This window comes from Mesorhizobium sp. WSM4817, assembly GCF_055811135.1.
The window spans coordinates 83,348-101,448 of sequence record NZ_JBVVQQ010000005.1; the positions used below are offsets into that span (position 1 = coordinate 83,348).

An 18,101-nucleotide genomic window follows, 5' to 3' on the forward strand; every position below is an offset into this window, starting at 1 on the left:
CCGGCAGGACAGAGGGGGGCGCGAAGGATCGCGACGAAGCGGCTCTAAATCGCCACCTGCGTTCCGATCTCGACCACACGTCCGGTCGGGATCTGGAAATACTCCGTCGCATCGGCTGCCGTGCGCGCCAAGCCGATGAACAGCTTGTCCTGCCACACCGGCATGCCGGAATTGGGTGAGGCCTTGAGCGAGCGCCGCGACAGGAAGAAGGAGGTCGTCATGATGTCGAATTTCCAGCCCTGCTTGCGGCAGATCGCCAGCGCACGCGGGATGTTGGGCTGTTCCATGTAGCCGAAGGTCAGTGTCACCCGCATGAACAGATCGTTGATCGTTTCCATCTTGACCCGGTCACTGTCTGGCACGACAGGCTGCTGCGCCGTCACCACCGAGAGGATGACGTTCTGTTCGTGCAGCACCTTGTAGTGCTTCAGGCTGTGCATCAGCGCGGTCGGCGCGCTGACCGGATCGCTGGTCAGGAACACGGCCGTGCCGGACACCAGCTGCGGCTTCTTCTTCAACAGATTGGCGGCAAGGAAATCGAGCGGAATCTCGTTCCTGCGCGTCTTGTCGAACAGATAGCGGCTGCCGCGTATCCAGGTCCCCATGATCAGCCCCATGATGCAGGCCACGGCGATTGAAACCCATCCGCCTTCCACGAATTTCACGATATTCGCCAGGAAGAAGCCGGTGTCGATCGTGCCAAACAGCAGCGCCAGCGCTGCAGCGAGCGCGGTCTGCCATTTCCATTGCCACCGCATCACCACGAACAGCAAGATCGTCGTCATCAGCATCTCGCCTGTCACCGAAATTCCATAGGCGGAAGCGAGCGAACTCGAACTGCCAAAGCCGACGACCAGCAGCATGACGCCGAGCGCGAGAAGGAGGTTCACGCGCGGCATGTAAATCTGGCCGAGTTGCATCTCGGAAGTATGCTGAACTTCGATTCTGGGCAGAAGATTGAGCTGCACCGCTTGCCGGGTCAGCGAAAACGCCCCGGAGATAACGGCTTGACTGGCGATGACAGTCGCGGCTGTTGCGAGCCCGACCATCGGTATCAGTGCCCAATCCGGCAGCATCTGGAAAAACGGATTGTCGGGCACGCCGCCGTGAGCAAGAACGAAAGCGCCTTGCCCAAAATAGCTGAGCAGCAGGCAGGGAAAGACGATCCAGAACCAGGCCAGCACGATTGGACGGCGACCGAAATGTCCGAGATCGACGTAAAGCGCTTCGGCACCGGTAACCGCCAGAAAAACCGCGCCGACGGTGAGAAACGCGCCCGCTTTGGCCTCGGCAAGGTAGGCCACCGCATAATAGGGATTGATTGCCAGAAGGACGGAGACATCGTCGAGGATATGCACCAATCCGGCAATGCCGATCGCCAGAAACCAGAGCGCCGTCACCGGCCCGAAAACCGAGGCCACTCTGCCGGTCCCGAAGCGCTGCACGGCAAACAGGACGGCAAGAATCACCAATGTAATGGGAACCACATATGGATCGAACGCCGGGGTCACGACGCTCAGCCCTTCCACCGCTGACAGCACCGAAATGGCCGGCGTTATGATCGCGTCGCCGAAAAACAGTGCGGCTCCGCACAGACCGATGACAAGAATGATGCCGGAGCCAGCCGGATAGGCTTTCCGGGCCAGCGCCATAAGCGACAGGGTACCGCCCTCACCCTTGTTATCCGCCCGAAGCACGAAGGCGACATACTTTATGGTCACGATAATCGTCAGTGCCCAGACGATCAGCGACAGAATGCCCAGAACGGCACTGCGCGGATCGGTGCCCGACGAAGCATGCAGTGCTTCGCGAAGCGCATAAATAGGGCTGGTGCCGATATCGCCATAGACCACGCCGAGAGCGCCCAGCATCAGGACCTTGGTGCTGTGCTTTTCGACCTCAGGATGGCTGGATTGTTCGACTGGTTCTGCCTCACTACCACTGTTGGTAAGGGCCATGGACGACACTCCGATAAGCGCGCGGTGCTCTACGCTTGCTGCGATGCAATATCAAGTGCCCCAACGTGATGGCTGCCATGTCCGCAAAGCGAGGCTTCCATCTCTACCAACCACAAGCCTTCAGAAATCTTTTGACCGTACCGGCCATGCCATACTCCAACGCATCGGCTGTCAACCCATGTCCGATCGACACTTCGGCCAATGTCGGGATGCGTTTTGCCAATGCCGGCAGGTTGTTCACCACCAGATCGTGGCCGGCATTGACCTGAAGCCCGGCGGCAAGTGCTGCATCCGCGGTTTTTCCCAATCTTTCCAGCTCATTCGCCGCTTTTGCCGAATCGGAATGAAAGCTGCCATACGGCCCCGTGTAGAGCTCGATCCGGTCGGCGCCGGTGTCGCGCGCGGCGTTCATCCCTGCCGGATCGGGGTCGGAAAACAACGACACGCGCAAGCCCCCTTTCTTCAGCCGTTTGACGATCGGTGTCAGGAACGCCGCCTCGGCGGCAAAGTTCCAGCCATGGTCGGAGGTGGCCTGGGTAGGGTCGTCGGGCACCAGCGTCACCTGCTCCGGCTGGTGCTTTTCCACAAGCGCCAGGAAATCCTCGCTCGGGTAGCCCTCGATGTTGAACTCTGCCTTGGGGAATTCGTCGTCGATCAGCGCCCTGATCTCCGGCAGGTCGGAATGCCTGGTGTGCCGCTCGTCGGGCCGCGGATGCACGGTCAGGCCATGCGCGCCCGCGGCCAGCGCCAGGCGCCCGAGCCCGATGAGGCTTGGCCACGGCAGGTCGCGCCGGTTGCGCAGCATGGCGATGGCATTGAGATTGACGGAGAGTTTTGCAGGCATGGCTTCTCGGGTCCGGACATAATCGCGGCCATCTATACCGCCTTTGGCGGGAACAGACAGGGGGTTTCCGGTGTTCCAGAGGGACGTATAATATCCAGCAAGAGGAAGACCCGTGAATTATCTTGAAGACGTGCCGGCGGTTCGCCGCATCGACACCGACCGCGACGACCTGTTCGCCATCGACGTCGTCGGCCATGTCACGGCGGCCGATGCGGAAAACCTGTTCGGATTGCTGGAGGCGGCCTATGCGCTGCACCCGAAAATCGATGTGCTGGTGCGCCTGATCGACCATGAAGGCGTCGATTGGGCCGATGTGTCGGACGAAACGCTTGAACAGGGCACGGCCCATGCCGTGGAGCATGTCGGCCGCTGCGCTGCGCTCGGCGAGCCGAACTGGGTACCCAGCGCACAGAGCGTGCTGCCTGCTTCCTCAGCCGTCGAACTCAGGCATTTCGAGGCAAAGGACGAAGCATCCGCCTGGGAATGGCTCGACGCCAGACCGCTGGCCCCACGCTGACGCAGGTCGATCCCGTGCCAGTCCCAGATTCCTGGTCCATGGGGGCTGCTCGACCGGCCTATCTGACAATCGTCAGCCGTTCCGCCGCCCGCGTGACTGCCGTGTAGAGCCAGCGCTGGCGGGTTTCCTTGAACGCCCAGCTTTCGTCGAAAAGCACGATCTCGTTCCACTGCGAGCCTTGCGCCTTGTGCACGGTCAGCGCGTAGCCATAGTCGAAATCGTCGAAGCGTTTTTTCTGCTGCCAGGGAATGTCGGCGTCCGGGTCCTCGAACGCCGCTTTGAGCAGCTTGATCTTGGCGACGCCGCGGTCCGGATCGTCCTCCTCCGGGGAGACCAGCAGATTGATGCCGGGTTTCATCGTCTCGCGCGACGAGGTCATCACCTTCCACAGCGAACCGTTGAGCAGTCCCTTGGCTGGGTCGTTGCGCAGGCAGACGAGCTTGTCGCCGGCCTGTGGATAGTCGGCATTGAACCCCTTCAGCGCGCGCAGCCGCTGATTATAGCGACGCCGCGTCCTGTTGGTGCCGACCAGCACCTGGTCCGCCTTCAGCACCAGTTCCTGGGTGACGTCTTCCTTGCCGATCACCTGCGCCGCGCCATAGTCGCCGCGCATGAACTCGCGGCCCTCGCGCACGTCGAGCGCCAGCCGGATAATCGGGTTGTCGCGCGCCTGCCGGTGGATCTCGGTGAGCAGAATATCCGGTTCATGCTCCGTGAAGAAGCCGCCGCCGGAGATCGGCGGCAGCTGGCCGGGATCGCCGAGAACCAGGATCGGCGTGCCGAAACTCAAGAGGTCGCGGCCAAGCTGCTCGTCTACCATCGAACATTCGTCGATGACGACGAGCTTGGCCCGCGAGATCGGGCTTTGCCGGTTGAGCGAAAAGGTCGGCGACATCGAAGTCTTGCCGGTCACCTCGTCCGCCACCGATTCCTCGCCCTTCGGCCGGTAGATCAGCGAATGGATGGTGCGGGCATTGACCGCGCCCTTGGAACGCAGCACCTGCGCCGCCTTGCCGGTGAAGGCGGCGAACTGCACCTGGCCGTCGACATGCTCGGCGAAATAGCGCGCCAGCGTCGTCTTGCCGGTGCCGGCGTAGCCGAACAGCCGGAACAGCTGCGGCTTTCCGGTCTTGAGCCAGGTGGCGACCGCCTTCAGCGCATCGTCCTGTTGAGGAGAGAATTCCATCAGCGCGAGAGACCGGATTCGCGAGGGAAAGACAAGGCACAACGATCATCGGCGGCGGGCCGCACCGCCTGCAATGACGCAATTTATCAGGCAGAGATCAGAACGTAAAGAGAACGAGCACGGTTCGAGACGGTCTAGTCGGCCGGGCCACGACCCTCGGTCGGGCCGCCGCGACCTTCGGTCGGGCTGGGATCGTTCTCGAACAGGATCGGCTTGCCGTGCGGCGTTGCATGCGCGGCGCGTTCCCAGGCGGCAGCGAGCGCATCGACGTCGCCCTTGCCGGCAACGCCTTTTGCCGACAGCAAATTTTCCAGCGCCGCCAGCCAGTGCTCGTAATAATCGTGGCCATCGCTTGCGGCACCAGGCTGCTTGACCTCGGCGGACAAGGCGTCCGCCCATTCGCTCCAGGAGAACTGGCCGCTGTCGTGCAGCGCGACCGTCATGGCGAAGGCTTCCGCCTGCCACGGCTCGGCGAATACCGGCGCATCCGCCGGCAGCGTGGCGGTGGCTGACTTCGCCTCACGCCGGCTCAAGATAGCTCTCCCAGGCATCGATCGACACGGTCAGCGTCGGATCGGCGCCCTCGCCCCAGATCTCGGCGCCGTCAAAAACCACCGTATAGACCCATTGCGGGTTTTCGCTTTGGCCATGTGCATTGGTGTCAGGGAAGACAAAACCAGCGCGCACCGCCTCGACGGCGCCTTGCTTGCCGCGTGCGTAGCGTGGCAACCTTGTGTGGCCGGTCGGATGGAAATTTTTCGTGCGCACCATATCGCCTGCCTTGAACCGGGCCGGCGCGGCGATCGGCCGGTCGCATGGGCCGCCCTTGGCCAACACTGCCGGCACGTTTTCGGCCTTCAGCACCCGCTTTGGCGTCGCGGCAGCGTCGACCGCCTTGCCCGCGGCCAGATCGCGGTCGCTGACGAAGCCGTGCCGCTTCAGCAAGGTTTCGAGCGCCTTGATCCAGATCTCATAATAGCTGGAGCCATAATAGTCTGCGGGATGCAGCAATTCCCGCGCATGCCGGCTCTCGTCGATGGTCCAGGCGCCCATGGCGCCCGCGCACAAGGTCACGCCAAGCGCCCGCCTTTCCCAGGCGGCATGGAAACAGGGCTCGTCCTTTTCGGGTGCGACCGGCCCGAACCCCATCTGCCCGCCGAGATCCTGCGGCCCGTTCATGCCGGCTCCCGCGCCAGTCCGGTGCCGATCATCGCGTCGCGCGTCACCAGATCCGCCAGCCGCTCCTCGCTCCAGCTGTCGGTGCCCTTCGGCCGCATCGGCACGACCAGGTAACGCAGCTCGGCGGTAGAATCCCACACCCGGATCTTTGTCGTTGCCGGCAAGGTCAGCCCGAATTCCCCGAGCACGCCGCGCGGATCGATGACCGCGCGCGAACGATAGGGCGGCGCCTTGTACCAGACCGGCGGCAGGCCCAGCACCGACCACGGGTAGCAGGAGCACAGCGTGCAGACGACGAGGTTGTGCGTGTCCGCCGTGTTGAACACGGCCTGCATGTGCTCGCCCTGCCGGCCAGTGTAGCCGAGCGAGCCGATCGCCGCCGTCGCGTCGCGTTTCAGCAAAACGGCAAAGTCCGGCTCGACCCACGCCTTCGCCACCACCTTGGCGCCGTTGCGCGGACCGATCTTTGTCTCATAGGTGTCGACGATCACGTCGATCGCGGCCGGATCGATCAGCCCTTTCTGGGTGAGGATCGTCTCCAGTGCGCGCACCCGGGCGGCAAAAGGATCAAGCTCGTTGTCGTGATTATGATCGTGGGACATGGCCGTAAATTACGGCTGCAAGCGTTCCACCGCAAGCGCCGCGGTTTGGGCCAGCCCGTCGGCTTCTATTCGGCCGCCGCCTTGTGCGGCTCGCCCTGCAACGCTTCTCCGTTCTCGAACAGCGACGGCTGGTCGACGGCCTCGACAGGTGGCTGCTCGTGCCGGCGCTTCGGCCACAGCCCGACAAGCCAGCCCGAAAAATGCTCCATGTAGACATAGATGACCGGCGTGACGAACAGCGTCAGCGCTTGCGAAGCGACGAGGCCGCCGACCACCGCCACGCCGAGCGGCTGGCGCAGTTCGGCGCTGGCGCCGGTGCCGAGCGCGATCGGGATCGTGCCCATCAGTGCCGCCAACGTCGTCATCATGATCGGCCGGAAACGCATCAGGCAGGCCTTGTGAATGGACTCGAGCGGCGACATCCCCTCGCGCCTGAGTTCGAGCGCGACGTCGATCATCATGATGCCGTTCTTCTTGACGATGCCGATCAGCATCAGGATACCGATGACCGCGATCACCGACAGGTCCATCCCCGCAAGCCGCAGGGCAACAAGCGCGCCGAGCACCGCCAACGGCAGTCCGGTCAGGATGGTGAGCGGATGGATGAAACTCTCGTAGAGGATACCGAGGACGATATAGATGGTCAGGATCGCGCCGGCGATCAGCAGGCCCTGGTTGGCAAGCGAATCCTGAAACGTTTTCGCCGTGCCCGAAAAAGTGGTCGAGATCGTCGCCGGCATGCCGATCTTTTCCTTCAGCGCATCGATGCGGCTCACGCTGTCGCCGAGCGCGACGCCCTGAGGCAGGTTGTAGGAAATGGTCACCGCCGGAAGCTGGCCGAGCTGATTGACGGTCAAGGCGCCGGCGGTCCGATCGACGCGGGCAAAGGCACCGAGCGGCACCAGGCTGCCGCTGGCCGTCCTCACCTTGATCGCCAGCATCCTTTCCGGCGACCACTCGATCCTCGGGTCGAGCTCCATGATCACCTCGTAGCTGTCGGCCGAACCGAAGATGGTCGAGACCTGCTCGGTGCCGAAACCGCCATAGAGGCTGGAGCGCAACGTATCGGTGTCGACGCCGAGCGTCGCCGCCTTGTCGCGGTCGACCACCAGCGACGCCTGCAGGGCGTTGTTCTGCAAGTCATTGGTGACGTCGGTGAAGGCGCTACGGTCCGCGGCCATCGCGTCGGTGAGCTTCTGCGCCCAGCTGTCCGCCGCGCCGATGTCGAGACCCTGCACGACGAGTTGATAGGCGCTGGCCGAAGCGCGCGCGCCGAGCCGCAGATTCTGCACCGGCTGCATGAAGGTTTCGACGCTGGCGACATTGGCCAGCCTGGCGCGCGGTTGTCGTCACCGAAATCTGGCCAATATCCTCCTGCGGAAAGAAGCCCTTCGGCGAGGTCTGGATCAGCCAGGCCGACAGTGCGGCCGTCCCAATGAAGACGAGAAGAACCAGGAACCTGTGCCGCAGGCAAACTGTCAGCAGCCAGTCATAACCGCGCATGAAGAAATTGTGCCTGTGACCTTCGCCCCGCGCTGCTTCGCGCTTAGCCTTCGAAACCGACAAGAGCCGCGAGCACAGCATCGGCGTCAGCGTCAGCGACACGAACATCGAGGCCAGTATGGCGACCGTCACCACCACCGCGAATTCGTTGAAGACGCGCCCGATCACGCCGCCCATCAAAAGCACGGGGATGAACACAGCGACCAACGAGATCGAGATCGAAATGATGGTGAAGCCGATTTCGCGCGCGCCGTTGAGGGCTGCGTCGAAGGCCGAGAGTCCCTCCTCCTCCATGTGGCGAAAAATGTTCTCCAGCATGACGATCGCGTCGTCGACGACAAGACCGACCGCCAGCGTCAGCCCCATCAGCGAGATGTTGTCGATGGAAAAGCCGAACAGGAACATGGCGCCGAGCGTGGCGATCAGCGAGATCGGCACCGCCACCGCCGGGATAATCGTCGCCGTTACCCGGCGCAGGAACAGGAAGATCACCATCACCACCAGCGCGATGGTCAGCAGCAGCGTGAACTGCACGTCGTCGACCGCCTCGTGGATCGACGTCGAGCGGTCGTTGAGCAACCGGATGCTGGCCGCCGCCGGCATCTGATCCTGGAAGGACGGCAGCATCGCCTTGACCCGGTCGACAACGTCGACGGTGTTGGCATCGGGCTGACGTCAGCTGCTGCTTGTCGTTCTGCAGCACGCCGAGCGGCGTGTTGCTGTTGGCCGAGGCGATCGCCGTCTGCAACTGGTCAATCGAAATGCCTCGTGCGGCGAGTGCCATCGGATCGATCTGGACGCGCACCGCGTATTTCTGCTGGCCGAAGATCGAGACCTGCGCCACGCCTTCGATCGTCGACAGCGACGGCGAGATCACATTCTCGGCAAAAGCATCGAGATCGGTCAGCGGAACCGTGTCGCTGACCAGCGACATCAGCAGGATCGGCGCATCGGCCGGATTGACCTTGCGGTAGCTCGGCGGGCTGGTCATCTCGGGCGGCAATTGCCGTTGCGTTCGCGCGATCGCCGCCTGCACGTCGGCGGCGGCCGCATCGATATCGCGGTTAAGCACGAACTGGATGGCAATCGAGGTCGAGCCGAGCGCGTTGGTGGTCGAGATCGAATCGATGCCGGCGATGGTGGTGAACTGCTTGATCAGCGGCGTTGCCACCGAGGTCGCCATGGTTTCCGGCGAGGCGCCGGGCAGCGAGGCCGAGACATTGACCACCGGAAACTCGGCGCTCGGCAGAGCGGCCACCGGCAGGAACCTGTAAGCGAACAGCCCGCCCAGCACGAGCGCAAACGACATGAGCAGGGTGGCGACAGGTCTGCGGATGCAGAATTCGGAGATCATGGCCGCGTCCCGCCCGCCTTGCCAGCCTCGGCAACCCTGGGAGGCGCCCGATCAACGGCATCGCCTTCGCGGACCGGCGCGCCGTCCTTCAGCTTTGCCTGGCCCTCGACGACGACATTTTCGCCGCTTTTCAGCCCCTCGCCGATAGCGCTGTTGTCGCCTTCGGTCAGTGCGACCTGCACGGGCCGCACCTCCACCGTGTTGTCGGGCTTGATCACATAGACGAACGGCCCCTTCTGGCTTGGCTGGACCGCAACCGTGGGAACCGAGGTCATTTGCGGCATGATGCCGGAATCGAGCACGACATTGACATACTGGCCCGGCCACAGCGAAAGATCGGGGTTGGGCACGCTGGCCCGCGCTGCAATCGTGCCGGAGGCGGTGTCGACGCTGGAATCGACGAAATCGAGGGTCCCCTTGCCGATCGGTGTCGGGTCGCCGTCCCTGGTCAGCGTGACTGCGCCTTGCCCTGGCGCCGCCAGCGCCTTGTGCAAAAGGGCAAGATCGCTTTCCGGAAGATTGAAGTTCACCCGCAGCGGGTCCATCTGGGTGATGGTCACCAGCGGGGTCGACGTGCTGCTGCCGCTGTTGGTGGTGACGAGATCGCCGATCGCGACGCTGACCGCACCCAGCCTGCCGGAAATCGGCGCCGTGATCGTGGCAAAGTCGAGTTGGACCTCGTCCGCTTCGATCGTTGCTCTGTCGGCATCGACCGTGGCCGCAGCGGACTTCTGCGCGGCGATCGCCTGGTCATAGGTCTGCTGCGTGCCGGCCTGCCTGGCGACAAGTGCCTTGGCACGCTCAAGATCGGCCGTCGCACTGGCAAGCAGCGCCTGGTCCTTAGCGAGCGTCGCCTGGTCACGGGCCAGTTGCGCCTTCAGCGCGCGGTCGTCCAGCGAGAACAGAAGGTCGCCGGCCTTCACCATCTGCCCGTCCTTGACGGCGATCGATGTGATCTGGCTCGAGATCCGCGCATTCACGCTGACCACGGCGGGCGAGGATACAAAGCCGATAGCGTAGCGCCGGATCGGGAAATCGGCCGTCGAAGCGGTGGCGGCAACCACCGCGGTCGCACGTGCGGCATTCGCGGCGGCCGCCGGTTTGTCAGGCGCCTGACCCGCTGACAGCATCTGCCGGGCCTTGTCCGTTGCCGCGGGCGAAGATAGAGCCCAGCCGTGACAAGGCAGGCGACCGCAAGCATCGCAAGCACGATCTTTCCACGCATCGTCAAAGACCTTCCATCCGACACGCCGTGGTTCGGTGGTCATGTCTTGGGATACACGCAGCCTCGTGCCGCGGTTTCACCAAATAGGTAGAGGGCGCCGAGGGCAAAAAAGGGCCAAAACCCGGGATTACGAAGATTTAATGTGCATTGCACAGTAAAACGGCAGCTACCGCAGCATCGGCCACAACGTCGCTGCCAGCAGCACGCCCATTGCGATGTTGAACCATCTCAGCCGCACCGGGTCCGACAGAAAACCGCGCAGCGCCGTGCCGAAACCTGCCCACACCGAAACGCTCGGCAGGTTGACGACGGTGAAGGCTATCGAAACCAGCGCCACCGACAGAAACGGATGCTCCGGAACGGCATAGACGGCCATGGCGGTGATCGCCATCACCCACGCCTTGGGATTGACCCACTGGAACGCTGCCGCATCGATGAAGCGCATCGGTCGCGCCTTGGTCTCGCCCTTGCTGCTGAGCGAACGCGACATGGCGATCTTCCAGGCGAGATAGAGCAGATAGACGCCGCCAGCGATCTTCAATGCGGTGTGGAGAACCGGAAACGCAGTCAGCACCGCGCCAAGACCGAAGCCGACGGCAAGCAACAGCACGAGGAAGCCGATGCTGATGCCCAGCATGTGCGGAATGGTTTTGGCAAAACCGAAATTCACGCCGGAAGCCAGAAGCATGAAGTTGTTCGGACCCGGTGTGATCGAAGTCACGAAGGCATAGACCAGCAGGGCAAGGAACGCATCGAGGGTCATTGGCTTCTCCCAAGCAGGTCAGCAATATTGTCCTTTTACCTCAGACGCACAAAGGCCAGCTTACGGCGGCAGCCGGGCCAGAAGGTCAGGATCAAGCCGATAGAACAAATACAGGCGGTGCCAGAGCACTGGACCCAAAGCGCCGGATGATCACATCCCTTGCGGGCCGCGATTCATCGCCGCCACGCCGGTGCGGCAGATCTCGACCAGGCCGAGCGGCTTCATGATGGCGATGAACTGGTCGATCTTGGAGCCCTTGCCGGTGATCTCGAAAATGAAATGCTCGGTGTTGGCGTCGATGACGCTGGCGCGGAAGGCATCGGCCAGCCTCAGCGCCTCGACGCGGCCCTCGCCGGTGCCGGCCACTTTCACCAGCGCGAGTTCCCGCTCCAGCGGCCGTTCCTGGCCGAGCTCGTGCGAGCGCACGGTGAGGTCGACGACACGGTGCACCGGCACGATGCGCTCGAGTTGGTGCTTGATCTGCTCCAGCACATGCGGCGTGCCGCGCGTCACGATGGTGATGCGTGACAGATGCTTCTCGTGCTCGGTTTCGGAAACGGTCAGGCTCTCGATATTGTAGCCGCGTCCGGAAAACAGGCCGATGACCCGGGCAAGCACGCCCGGCTCATTGTCGACCAGCACGGAAAGCGTGTGGATTTCCGGTCTTTCCGTCTCCTTGGCGATGAAGTAGGCGGAACCGGTGGGTTGAAGGTGCTGTGCGTTCATGACATGAATCTCGTTTTCAAACTTTGAGCTGTTTTTCTGTTTCCGCACGGCTTCTTCCGACAGCCCTGCCTCGGCTCGGGCGTTAGGGGTTACACCAGTTCCCTGCCCTTGGCGTCGATGGCGTTGGCCACCGCCTCGTCGGTCGCCTCGTCCGGCAGCAGCATCTCGTTATGCGCCTTGCCCGACGGGATCATCGGGAAGCAGTTGGCAAGCGTGGCGACCCGGCAGTCGAAGATCACCGGCTTCTTCACCGAGATCATCTCCTTGATGGCGTCGTCCAGTTCGTCCGGCTTCTCGCAGCGGATGCCATGGCCGCCATAGGCTTCGGCGAGCTTGACGAAATCCGGCATCGCTTCGGTGTAGGAATGCGACAGCCGGTTGCCGTGCAGAAGCTGCTGCCACTGCCGCACCATGCCCATATACTGATTGTTGAGGATGAAGATCTTGATCGGCGCCTCGTGCTGCACCGCGGCGCTCATCTCCTGCATCGTCATCTGCACCGATGCGTCGCCGGCAATGTCGATGACCAGCGCATCCGGGTGCGCAATCTGCACGCCGAGCGCCGCCGGCAGGCCGTAGCCCATCGTTCCGAGCCCGCCGGAGGTCATCCAGCGGTTCGGCTTCTCGAAATGATAGTGCTGCGCCGCCCACATCTGGTGCTGGCCGACCTCGGTGGTGATGTAGGTGTCAATGTCCTTGGTCAGCGCATAGAGCCGTTGGACGGCATATTGCGGCATGATGACGTCGTGGTTCATCTTGTAGGCAAGCGAATCCCGCGCCCGCCATTTCGCGATCTGCTCCCACCACGGGTGCAGCGCCTTCTTGTCAGCCCTGGCGGTGGCCCGCCACAGCCGTACCAGATCCTCCAGCACCCGGCCGACATCGCCGATAACAGGCACATCGGTGTGGACGTTCTTGTTGATCGATGACGGATCGATGTCGATATGGATCTTTTTCGAATTCGGCGAGAACGCGGTGAGCCGGCCAGTGATGCGGTCGTCGAAGCGCGCGCCGATGCAGACCATGACGTCGCAATCATGCATCGCCATGTTGGCTTCATAGGTGCCGTGCATGCCGAGCATGCCCATCCAGTTCTTGCCCGAAGCCGGATAGGCGCCAAGGCCCATCAGCGTCGAGGTGATCGGGAAGCCGGTCAGGTCGACCAGTTCGCGCAGCAAATGGCTGGCTTCCGGGCCGGAATTGATGACACCGCCGCCGGTATAGAGGATCGGCCTTTTGGCGTTGGCCATCAACTCGACCGCGGCCTTGATCTTGTCCAGGTCGCCTTGGACCTTGGGCTGATAGCTGGTGCGCGGCGCCGTCTGCGGCGGCACATAGATGCCCTTGGCGAACTGCACGTCCTTCGGGATATCGACGACGACCGGACCGGGGCGTCCTGTCGTCGCGACGTGAAAGGCCTCATGGATGATCGCCGCGAGATCGTTGACGTCCTTCACCAGCCAATTGTGCTTGGTGCAGGGCCGCGTGATGCCGATCGTATCGCACTCCTGGAACGCATCCGAGCCGATCAGCGAGGTCGGCACCTGACCGGTCAGGCAGACCAGCGGGATCGAATCCATCAGCGCATCCTGCAGCGGCGTGACCGCGTTGGTGGCGCCCGGCCCCGATGTCACCAGCATGACGCCGGCCTTGCCGGTCGACCGCGCATAGCCCTCCGCCGCATGACCGGCACCCTGCTCGTGACGGACGAGGATGTGCTCGACCTCGTCCTGTTGGAAGATTTCATCATAGATCGGGAGAACTGCGCCGCCCGGATAGCCGAAGACATGCTTGACGCCGTTGTCCTTCAGCGCCTGCACCACCATTTCGGCTCCGGTCATTTCGCGCCGTTCGTTCTGTCCACTGCTCATCGGTCTGGTCCCGTATTGTCCGCCATCGGGCGATTGCTGGTCGTTTAGTCGTGTTTCGGGCAATAAAAAAGGCCCCCGAGGGAGCCTGTGTCTTGCGCATGGGGGGTTTTCGCCCGGCGGTTACACCGCCTTGCCCACACGCTTTCCTACTACGAGAATGAGTGCCGTTTTCATGGTGGCGGACAATAGAATTGGTTTTGCGCCGCTGTCAACGGCGAATATGAAAGACGCCAGACGGTTCGGGCCAGGCAGCCCGGTTGCACCCATCGCCTCGAACCACCGTTCCGCATGATCGCCGGCAGGATCAGTGTCCGCGATCATCCAGATAAGCCATTGAAACCGCGCCAAACTATTTGACGACGTGACGCGGCACGCCGTTTGCCGCGATACTCCGGTCGACCGGCCTGGGAGGGGCCGGCAAGCCGCGATGACGACCAGCACTTCACGGGAGGAAGTTTGATGCTCGACAAGGCCCCAGCCAAGAAACTATCCGACGTGCTCGACCAATTCAGCGCAGCGCTCGCCGCCGGCGACATCGACCGATCGGTCGGGTGCTTTCAGGAAGACTGCTACTGGCGCGACCTGGTGACCTTCACCTGGAACATCAAGACCATGGAAGGTCGCGACCAGGTCCGCGATATGCTGATGAGCCAGTTGGCGACGATAAAGCCATCGAACTGGGCGCTTGCGAAAGGCGAAGACGCCACGGAGAGCGATGGGCTGCTCGAAGGCTGGATCAGTTTCGAAACGGAGGTTGCGCGCGGCTTCGGCCATATCAGGCTGAGGAACGGCAAGATCTGGACGCTGCTCACCACCATGGTCGAGCTGAAGGACCATGAGGAACCCGCCGGCTTCGCCCGGCCGATGGGTGCCAAGCACGGTCACGGCAAAAACCGGCCAACCTGGAAGGAGGAGCGCGAGAAGGAAGCCGCCGAACTCGGTTTTGTCAATCAGCCCAACACGCTGATCATCGGCGGCGGCCAGGGCGGCATCGCGCTCGGTGCCCGGCTGAGGCAGCTCGGCGTGCCGACCATTATCGTCGAGAAGAACGAGCGTGCCGGCGATTCATGGCGCAAGCGTTACAAGTCGCTCTGCCTGCACGATCCGGTCTGGTATGACCATCTGCCCTATATCGACTTTCCTCGGAACTGGCCGGTCTTCTCGCCCAAGGACAAGATCGGCGACTGGCTGGAAATGTACACCAAGGTCATGGAGCTGAACTATTGGTCCTCCACGCAGGCCAAGAGCGCCACCTATGACGATCAGAAGAAGGAATGGACGGTCGTCGTCCGTCGCGACGGCAAGGACATCACGCTGAAGCCGAAGCAGCTGGTGCTGGCCACCGGCATGTCGGGCCGGCCCAACATCCCGCAGTTCAAAGGCATGGAGAATTTCAAGGGCGATCAGCACCATTCCTCGAAACATCCCGGTCCAGACAGCTGCGTTGGCAAGAAAGTCGTCGTCATCGGGTCGAACAATTCCGCGCATGATATCTGCGCCGCACTCTGGGAAGCCGGCGTCGACGTCGCCATGGTGCAGCGCTCGACCACGCACATCGTCAGATCCGACACGCTGATGGATATCGGGCTCGGAGCCCTCTATTCGGAGCAGGCCGTGCAAAACGGCATGACCACGGCCAAGGCCGATCTCATCTTCGCCTCGCTGCCCTACAAGATCCTGCACGAATTCCAGATCCCGCTCTACGAGAAGATGAAGGAGCGTGATGCCGCCTTCTACGAGGGCCTGGAAAGAGCTGGCTTCATGCTCGACTGGGGCGACGACGGTTCGGGCCTGTTCATGAAATATCTGAGGCGCGGTTCCGGCTACTATATCGATATCGGCGCCTCCCAGCTGATCATCGACGGCGCCATCAAGCTGAAGAGCGGCGTCGACGTGACCGAGATCAAGGAACATTCGGTCCTGCTTAGCGACGGCACCGAGCTGCCGGCCGATGTCGTCGTCTATGCCACCGGCTACGGTTCGATGAACGGCTGGGCGGCGGAGCTGATCTCGAAAGAGGTCGCCGACAAGGTCGGGAAATGCTGGGGGCTCGGCTCGAACACCACCAAGGATCCCGGTCCCTGGGAGGGCGAGCAGCGCAACATGTGGAAGCCGACGCAACAGGAAGCGCTCTGGTTCCATGGCGGCAATCTGCACCAGTCACGCCACTATTCGCAGTTCCTGTCGCTGCAATTAAAAGCGCGCCACGAAGGCATCGCGACGCCGGTCTACGGGCTGCAGCAGGTCCATCACACGGGATAGAGGTTCGAGGCTGTCGCCGGGACTCGCCGCCGGTCGGTTCAATTTTCGCGACCGGCTTAATCGTCCTTACACCATCCGACCTCACCCCCCCTTAACCGCATCGGCGTAAGGTCGATCGCCTTGGGGAAAATGGAAAAGGGAAATGGGGAACAGCCTGTCCGTGTTCGTCGACCGCGACGCCTCCGTCGGAGAGCCGACATTGCAGGAGCGCCGCAAGGCGGAGCAGAGCGACAAGCGCGTTCTGGGCAATGTCGTCCAGTGCGACGGCGCGCGTGCCACCATCAGCGCCCATGCCGCCGATATCCTAGGCACGGTCACCGGCCATTGGAGCGTCGGCAAGATGATTTCCATCAACCTTGGCAACACGCGAACCGTCGGGCTGGTCTACGCGGTCGGCAAGTCGGATCGCGCCTGGCACGATGAGGGCCAGAACCCGATCGAGGTCAGTATCGAGCTCATCGGCGAGGTGCGCGACGGCGCCGAGCCCGGCGCCAAACCGGTTTTCGACCGCGGCATCACCACCTATCCGCATATCGGCGCCATCGCCCACCGCATCCGCAGCCGCGACCTGCAGGCGGTCTATGACCTCGCCGGCCGTCACTCGATCACCATCGGCACGCTGTCACAGGATGAGGCGATCGACGCCAACATAGCTGTCGACGACACGCTGGCGCGCCATTTCGCCATTGTCGGCACCACCGGCGTCGGCAAATCCACCGCCGTCTCGCTGCTTTTGCGCAAGTCGATCGCCGCTCGACCCGACCTGCGCGTTCTCATCCTCGATCCGCACAACGAGTTCGCCGCGTCCTTGCCAGAGCACTGCGTCAGGGTCGATTCGGCGACGCTGGACCTGCCCTTCTGGATGTTCAAGCTCGAGGAGTTTGCCGAAGTGCTGTTTCGCGGTCGAGAGATCGTGCCGGAAGAGGTGGACGCCTTGCGCGATCTTATTCCCGCGGCCAAAAACCTTTATCGCAACCCGAATTCGGGCACGTATCTCAGGCGCGGCAGCGATGCGCTGACCGCGGACACGCCGGTGCCCTATCGCATTGTCGATCTCATCAAGCAGATCGACGAGCGCATGGGACTGCTGGAAAGCAAGAACGACCGCCCCACCCTCAAATCGCTGAAGACGCGCATCGAATCGGCAGCCTCCGATCCGCGCTACCGCTTCATGTTCAACTCGCGGCTGATCGAGGACACCATCCACGAGACGATCGGCAACATTTTCCGCGTGCCGCATCACGGCCGCCCGGTGACCTGCTTCGAGATGGCAGGCATGCCTTCGGAAGTGGTCAATTCCGTCTGCTCGGTGCTGGCGCGTCTGGCCTTCGACCTGGCGCTGTGGAGCGAAGGCCGGCTGCGGCTGCTTTTGCTGTGCGAGGAAGCGCACCGCTACATGCCGGCCGATCCGCGCCTTGGTTTCGCGCCGACCCGGCACGCGCTGTCGCGCATCGCCAAGGAAGGCCGCAAATATGGTTGTTATCTCGGCATCGTCACACAGCGCCCGGGCGAACTCGACCCCACCATCCTGTCGCAGTGCTCGACCTTTTTTGCGATGCGGCTCGCCAACGAGCAGGACCAGGCGATCATCCGCTCGGCGATCGCCGATTCCTCGGCCTCGACACTGGCGTTCCTGTCTTCAATGGGCCAGCGCGAAGCCATCGCCTTTGGTGAAGGCGTGGCGACGACCATGCGAATGAAATTCGAAAAACTGTCCGATGGCCTGATCCCGGGCACAGCCAAGCGCGAGGAAGCCTTGCCGTCCGAGCTTGGCCATGATGTCGATCTGGTGGCGATCGTCGAAAGGCTTCGCAACGTTCCAAAACCGCAGCAGGCGATGGTCTTCGCCGAAGTCGTGGATTCGAGCCGGCAGGCCGGCGATCCCGACTATCGCAAGCCGCCCGCCCCGACTGTCGCACGCGCCCAGCCGGACGACGATTTCGACATGCGTTATGGCCTGAAACCGGCAACCTTCGGCCTGCGCTCGCAGAACGATTGAGCCGGGCGGCTTTAGCCTGTGAGGCTAAGGCGCTTCCAAAGTTAAAACTATGTCACCCTAGGAAACCAGGGCAAATCCCGGAAGGGAATTCATCAGGCCGGATCGAATGACG

13 protein-coding genes and 2 pseudogenes are annotated in these 18,101 nt (G+C 62.7%); 3 read left to right on the top strand and 12 right to left on the bottom strand.

The window, feature by feature from the left end; translation table 11 throughout:
• Nucleotides 1-44: 44 nt before the first annotated feature.
• Together AC0L2K_RS09165 and AC0L2K_RS09170 are read right to left on the bottom strand one after the other, a co-directional pair.
• Nucleotides 45-1,958, bottom strand: a complete 1,914-nt coding sequence (locus tag AC0L2K_RS09165) for a potassium transporter Kup (RefSeq protein ID WP_473531176.1) — start codon at nt 1,956-1,958, stop codon at nt 45-47.
• 103 nt (nt 1,959-2,061) lie between these two features.
• Nucleotides 2,062-2,802 carry a pyridoxine 5'-phosphate synthase gene (locus AC0L2K_RS09170; RefSeq protein WP_473531177.1) on the bottom strand — a complete coding sequence of 247 codons (741 nt, stop codon included), beginning with the start codon at nt 2,800-2,802 and terminating at the stop codon, nt 2,062-2,064.
• Between the two features lie 112 nt (nt 2,803-2,914).
• Between AC0L2K_RS09170 and AC0L2K_RS09175 the strand changes: the two genes are divergently transcribed.
• Nucleotides 2,915-3,319 (top strand): SpoIIAA family protein, encoded by a 405-nt coding sequence (locus tag AC0L2K_RS09175; RefSeq protein ID WP_287247364.1) that lies wholly within the window; start codon nt 2,915-2,917, stop codon nt 3,317-3,319.
• A gap of 58 nt (nt 3,320-3,377) precedes the next feature.
• Here AC0L2K_RS09175 and AC0L2K_RS09180 read toward each other — a convergent pair whose 3' ends face one another.
• The 10 genes and pseudogenes from AC0L2K_RS09180 to AC0L2K_RS09225 all read right to left on the bottom strand — a co-directional run bounded on the left by AC0L2K_RS09180 (nt 3,378) and on the right by AC0L2K_RS09225 (nt 14,049).
• Entirely contained in the window at nt 3,378-4,505 is a 1,128-nt protein-coding gene (locus AC0L2K_RS09180; RefSeq protein ID WP_473531178.1) for an ATP-dependent DNA helicase, read from the bottom strand.
• A 134-nt stretch (nt 4,506-4,639) separates the two neighbouring features.
• Nucleotides 4,640-5,038 carry a nitrile hydratase accessory protein gene (locus tag AC0L2K_RS09185; protein WP_473531179.1) on the bottom strand — a complete coding sequence of 133 codons (399 nt, stop codon included), beginning with the start codon at nt 5,036-5,038 and terminating at the stop codon, nt 4,640-4,642.
• Nucleotides 5,025-5,684 (bottom strand): nitrile hydratase subunit beta, encoded by a 660-nt coding sequence (gene nthB / locus AC0L2K_RS09190; RefSeq protein WP_473531180.1) that lies wholly within the window; start codon nt 5,682-5,684, stop codon nt 5,025-5,027. The genes AC0L2K_RS09185 and nthB overlap by 14 nt, the downstream gene beginning before the upstream one ends.
• Nucleotides 5,681-6,286 carry a nitrile hydratase subunit alpha gene (gene nthA, locus AC0L2K_RS09195; protein WP_023798807.1) on the bottom strand — a complete coding sequence of 202 codons (606 nt, stop codon included), beginning with the start codon at nt 6,284-6,286 and terminating at the stop codon, nt 5,681-5,683. Before nthA ends, nthB begins: the two co-directional genes overlap by 4 nt.
• Nucleotides 6,287-6,351: 65 nt before the next feature.
• Nucleotides 6,352-9,143: pseudogene (locus tag AC0L2K_RS09200) on the bottom strand (efflux RND transporter permease subunit).
• A pseudogene (locus AC0L2K_RS09205) lies at nt 9,140-10,368 on the bottom strand (efflux RND transporter periplasmic adaptor subunit). Before AC0L2K_RS09205 ends, AC0L2K_RS09200 begins: the two co-directional pseudogenes overlap by 4 nt.
• Nucleotides 10,369-10,534: 166 nt before the next feature.
• Nucleotides 10,535-11,131 carry a LysE family translocator gene (locus AC0L2K_RS09210; RefSeq protein WP_473531181.1) on the bottom strand — a complete coding sequence of 199 codons (597 nt, stop codon included), beginning with the start codon at nt 11,129-11,131 and terminating at the stop codon, nt 10,535-10,537.
• Nucleotides 11,132-11,281: 150 nt separating this feature from the next.
• The gene (ilvN, locus tag AC0L2K_RS09215; RefSeq protein WP_091594244.1) at nt 11,282-11,857 is read right to left on the bottom strand and encodes an acetolactate synthase small subunit; all 576 of its coding nucleotides are present in this window, start codon (nt 11,855-11,857) and stop codon (nt 11,282-11,284) included.
• 89 nt (nt 11,858-11,946) lie between these two features.
• Nucleotides 11,947-13,728: an acetolactate synthase 3 large subunit gene (locus tag AC0L2K_RS09220; protein WP_473531182.1), complete on the bottom strand. Its 1,782-nt coding sequence runs from the start codon at nt 13,726-13,728 to the stop codon at nt 11,947-11,949.
• A 120-nt stretch (nt 13,729-13,848) separates the two neighbouring features.
• Entirely contained in the window at nt 13,849-14,049 is a 201-nt protein-coding gene (locus AC0L2K_RS09225) for a hypothetical protein (RefSeq protein WP_091594240.1), read from the bottom strand.
• 138 nt (nt 14,050-14,187) lie between these two features.
• Here AC0L2K_RS09225 and AC0L2K_RS09230 point away from each other — a divergent pair, with 138 nt between their 5' ends.
• Nucleotides 14,188-15,990 carry an NAD(P)-binding domain-containing protein gene (locus tag AC0L2K_RS09230; RefSeq protein ID WP_473531183.1) on the top strand — a complete coding sequence of 601 codons (1,803 nt, stop codon included), beginning with the start codon at nt 14,188-14,190 and terminating at the stop codon, nt 15,988-15,990.
• A gap of 160 nt (nt 15,991-16,150) precedes the next feature.
• Nucleotides 16,151-17,989 carry an ATP-binding protein gene (locus tag AC0L2K_RS09235; protein WP_473531281.1) on the top strand — a complete coding sequence of 613 codons (1,839 nt, stop codon included), beginning with the start codon at nt 16,151-16,153 and terminating at the stop codon, nt 17,987-17,989.
• Nucleotides 17,990-18,101: the final 112 nt, after the last annotated feature.

What these genes read in the sequence shown, in the direction of transcription:
- AC0L2K_RS09165 (WP_473531176.1), bottom strand. Translation starts at nt 1,958, where the DNA reads ATGGCCCTTACCAACAGTGGTAGTGAGGCAGAACCAGTCGAACAATCC.
- AC0L2K_RS09170 (WP_473531177.1), bottom strand. Translation starts at nt 2,802, where the DNA reads ATGCCTGCAAAACTCTCCGTCAATCTCAATGCCATCGCCATGCTGCGC.
- AC0L2K_RS09180 (WP_473531178.1), bottom strand. Translation starts at nt 4,505, where the DNA reads ATGGAATTCTCTCCTCAACAGGACGATGCGCTGAAGGCGGTCGCCACC.
- nthB (WP_473531180.1), bottom strand. Translation starts at nt 5,684, where the DNA reads ATGAACGGGCCGCAGGATCTCGGCGGGCAGATGGGGTTCGGGCCGGTC.
- nthA (WP_023798807.1), bottom strand. Translation starts at nt 6,286, where the DNA reads ATGTCCCACGATCATAATCACGACAACGAGCTTGATCCTTTTGCCGCC.
- AC0L2K_RS09210 (WP_473531181.1), bottom strand. Translation starts at nt 11,131, where the DNA reads ATGACCCTCGATGCGTTCCTTGCCCTGCTGGTCTATGCCTTCGTGACT.
- ilvN (WP_091594244.1), bottom strand. Translation starts at nt 11,857, where the DNA reads ATGAACGCACAGCACCTTCAACCCACCGGTTCCGCCTACTTCATCGCC.
- AC0L2K_RS09220 (WP_473531182.1), bottom strand. Translation starts at nt 13,728, where the DNA reads ATGAGCAGTGGACAGAACGAACGGCGCGAAATGACCGGAGCCGAAATG.
- AC0L2K_RS09225 (WP_091594240.1), bottom strand. Translation starts at nt 14,049, where the DNA reads ATGATCGCGGACACTGATCCTGCCGGCGATCATGCGGAACGGTGGTTC.
- AC0L2K_RS09230 (WP_473531183.1), top strand. Translation starts at nt 14,188, where the DNA reads ATGCTCGACAAGGCCCCAGCCAAGAAACTATCCGACGTGCTCGACCAA.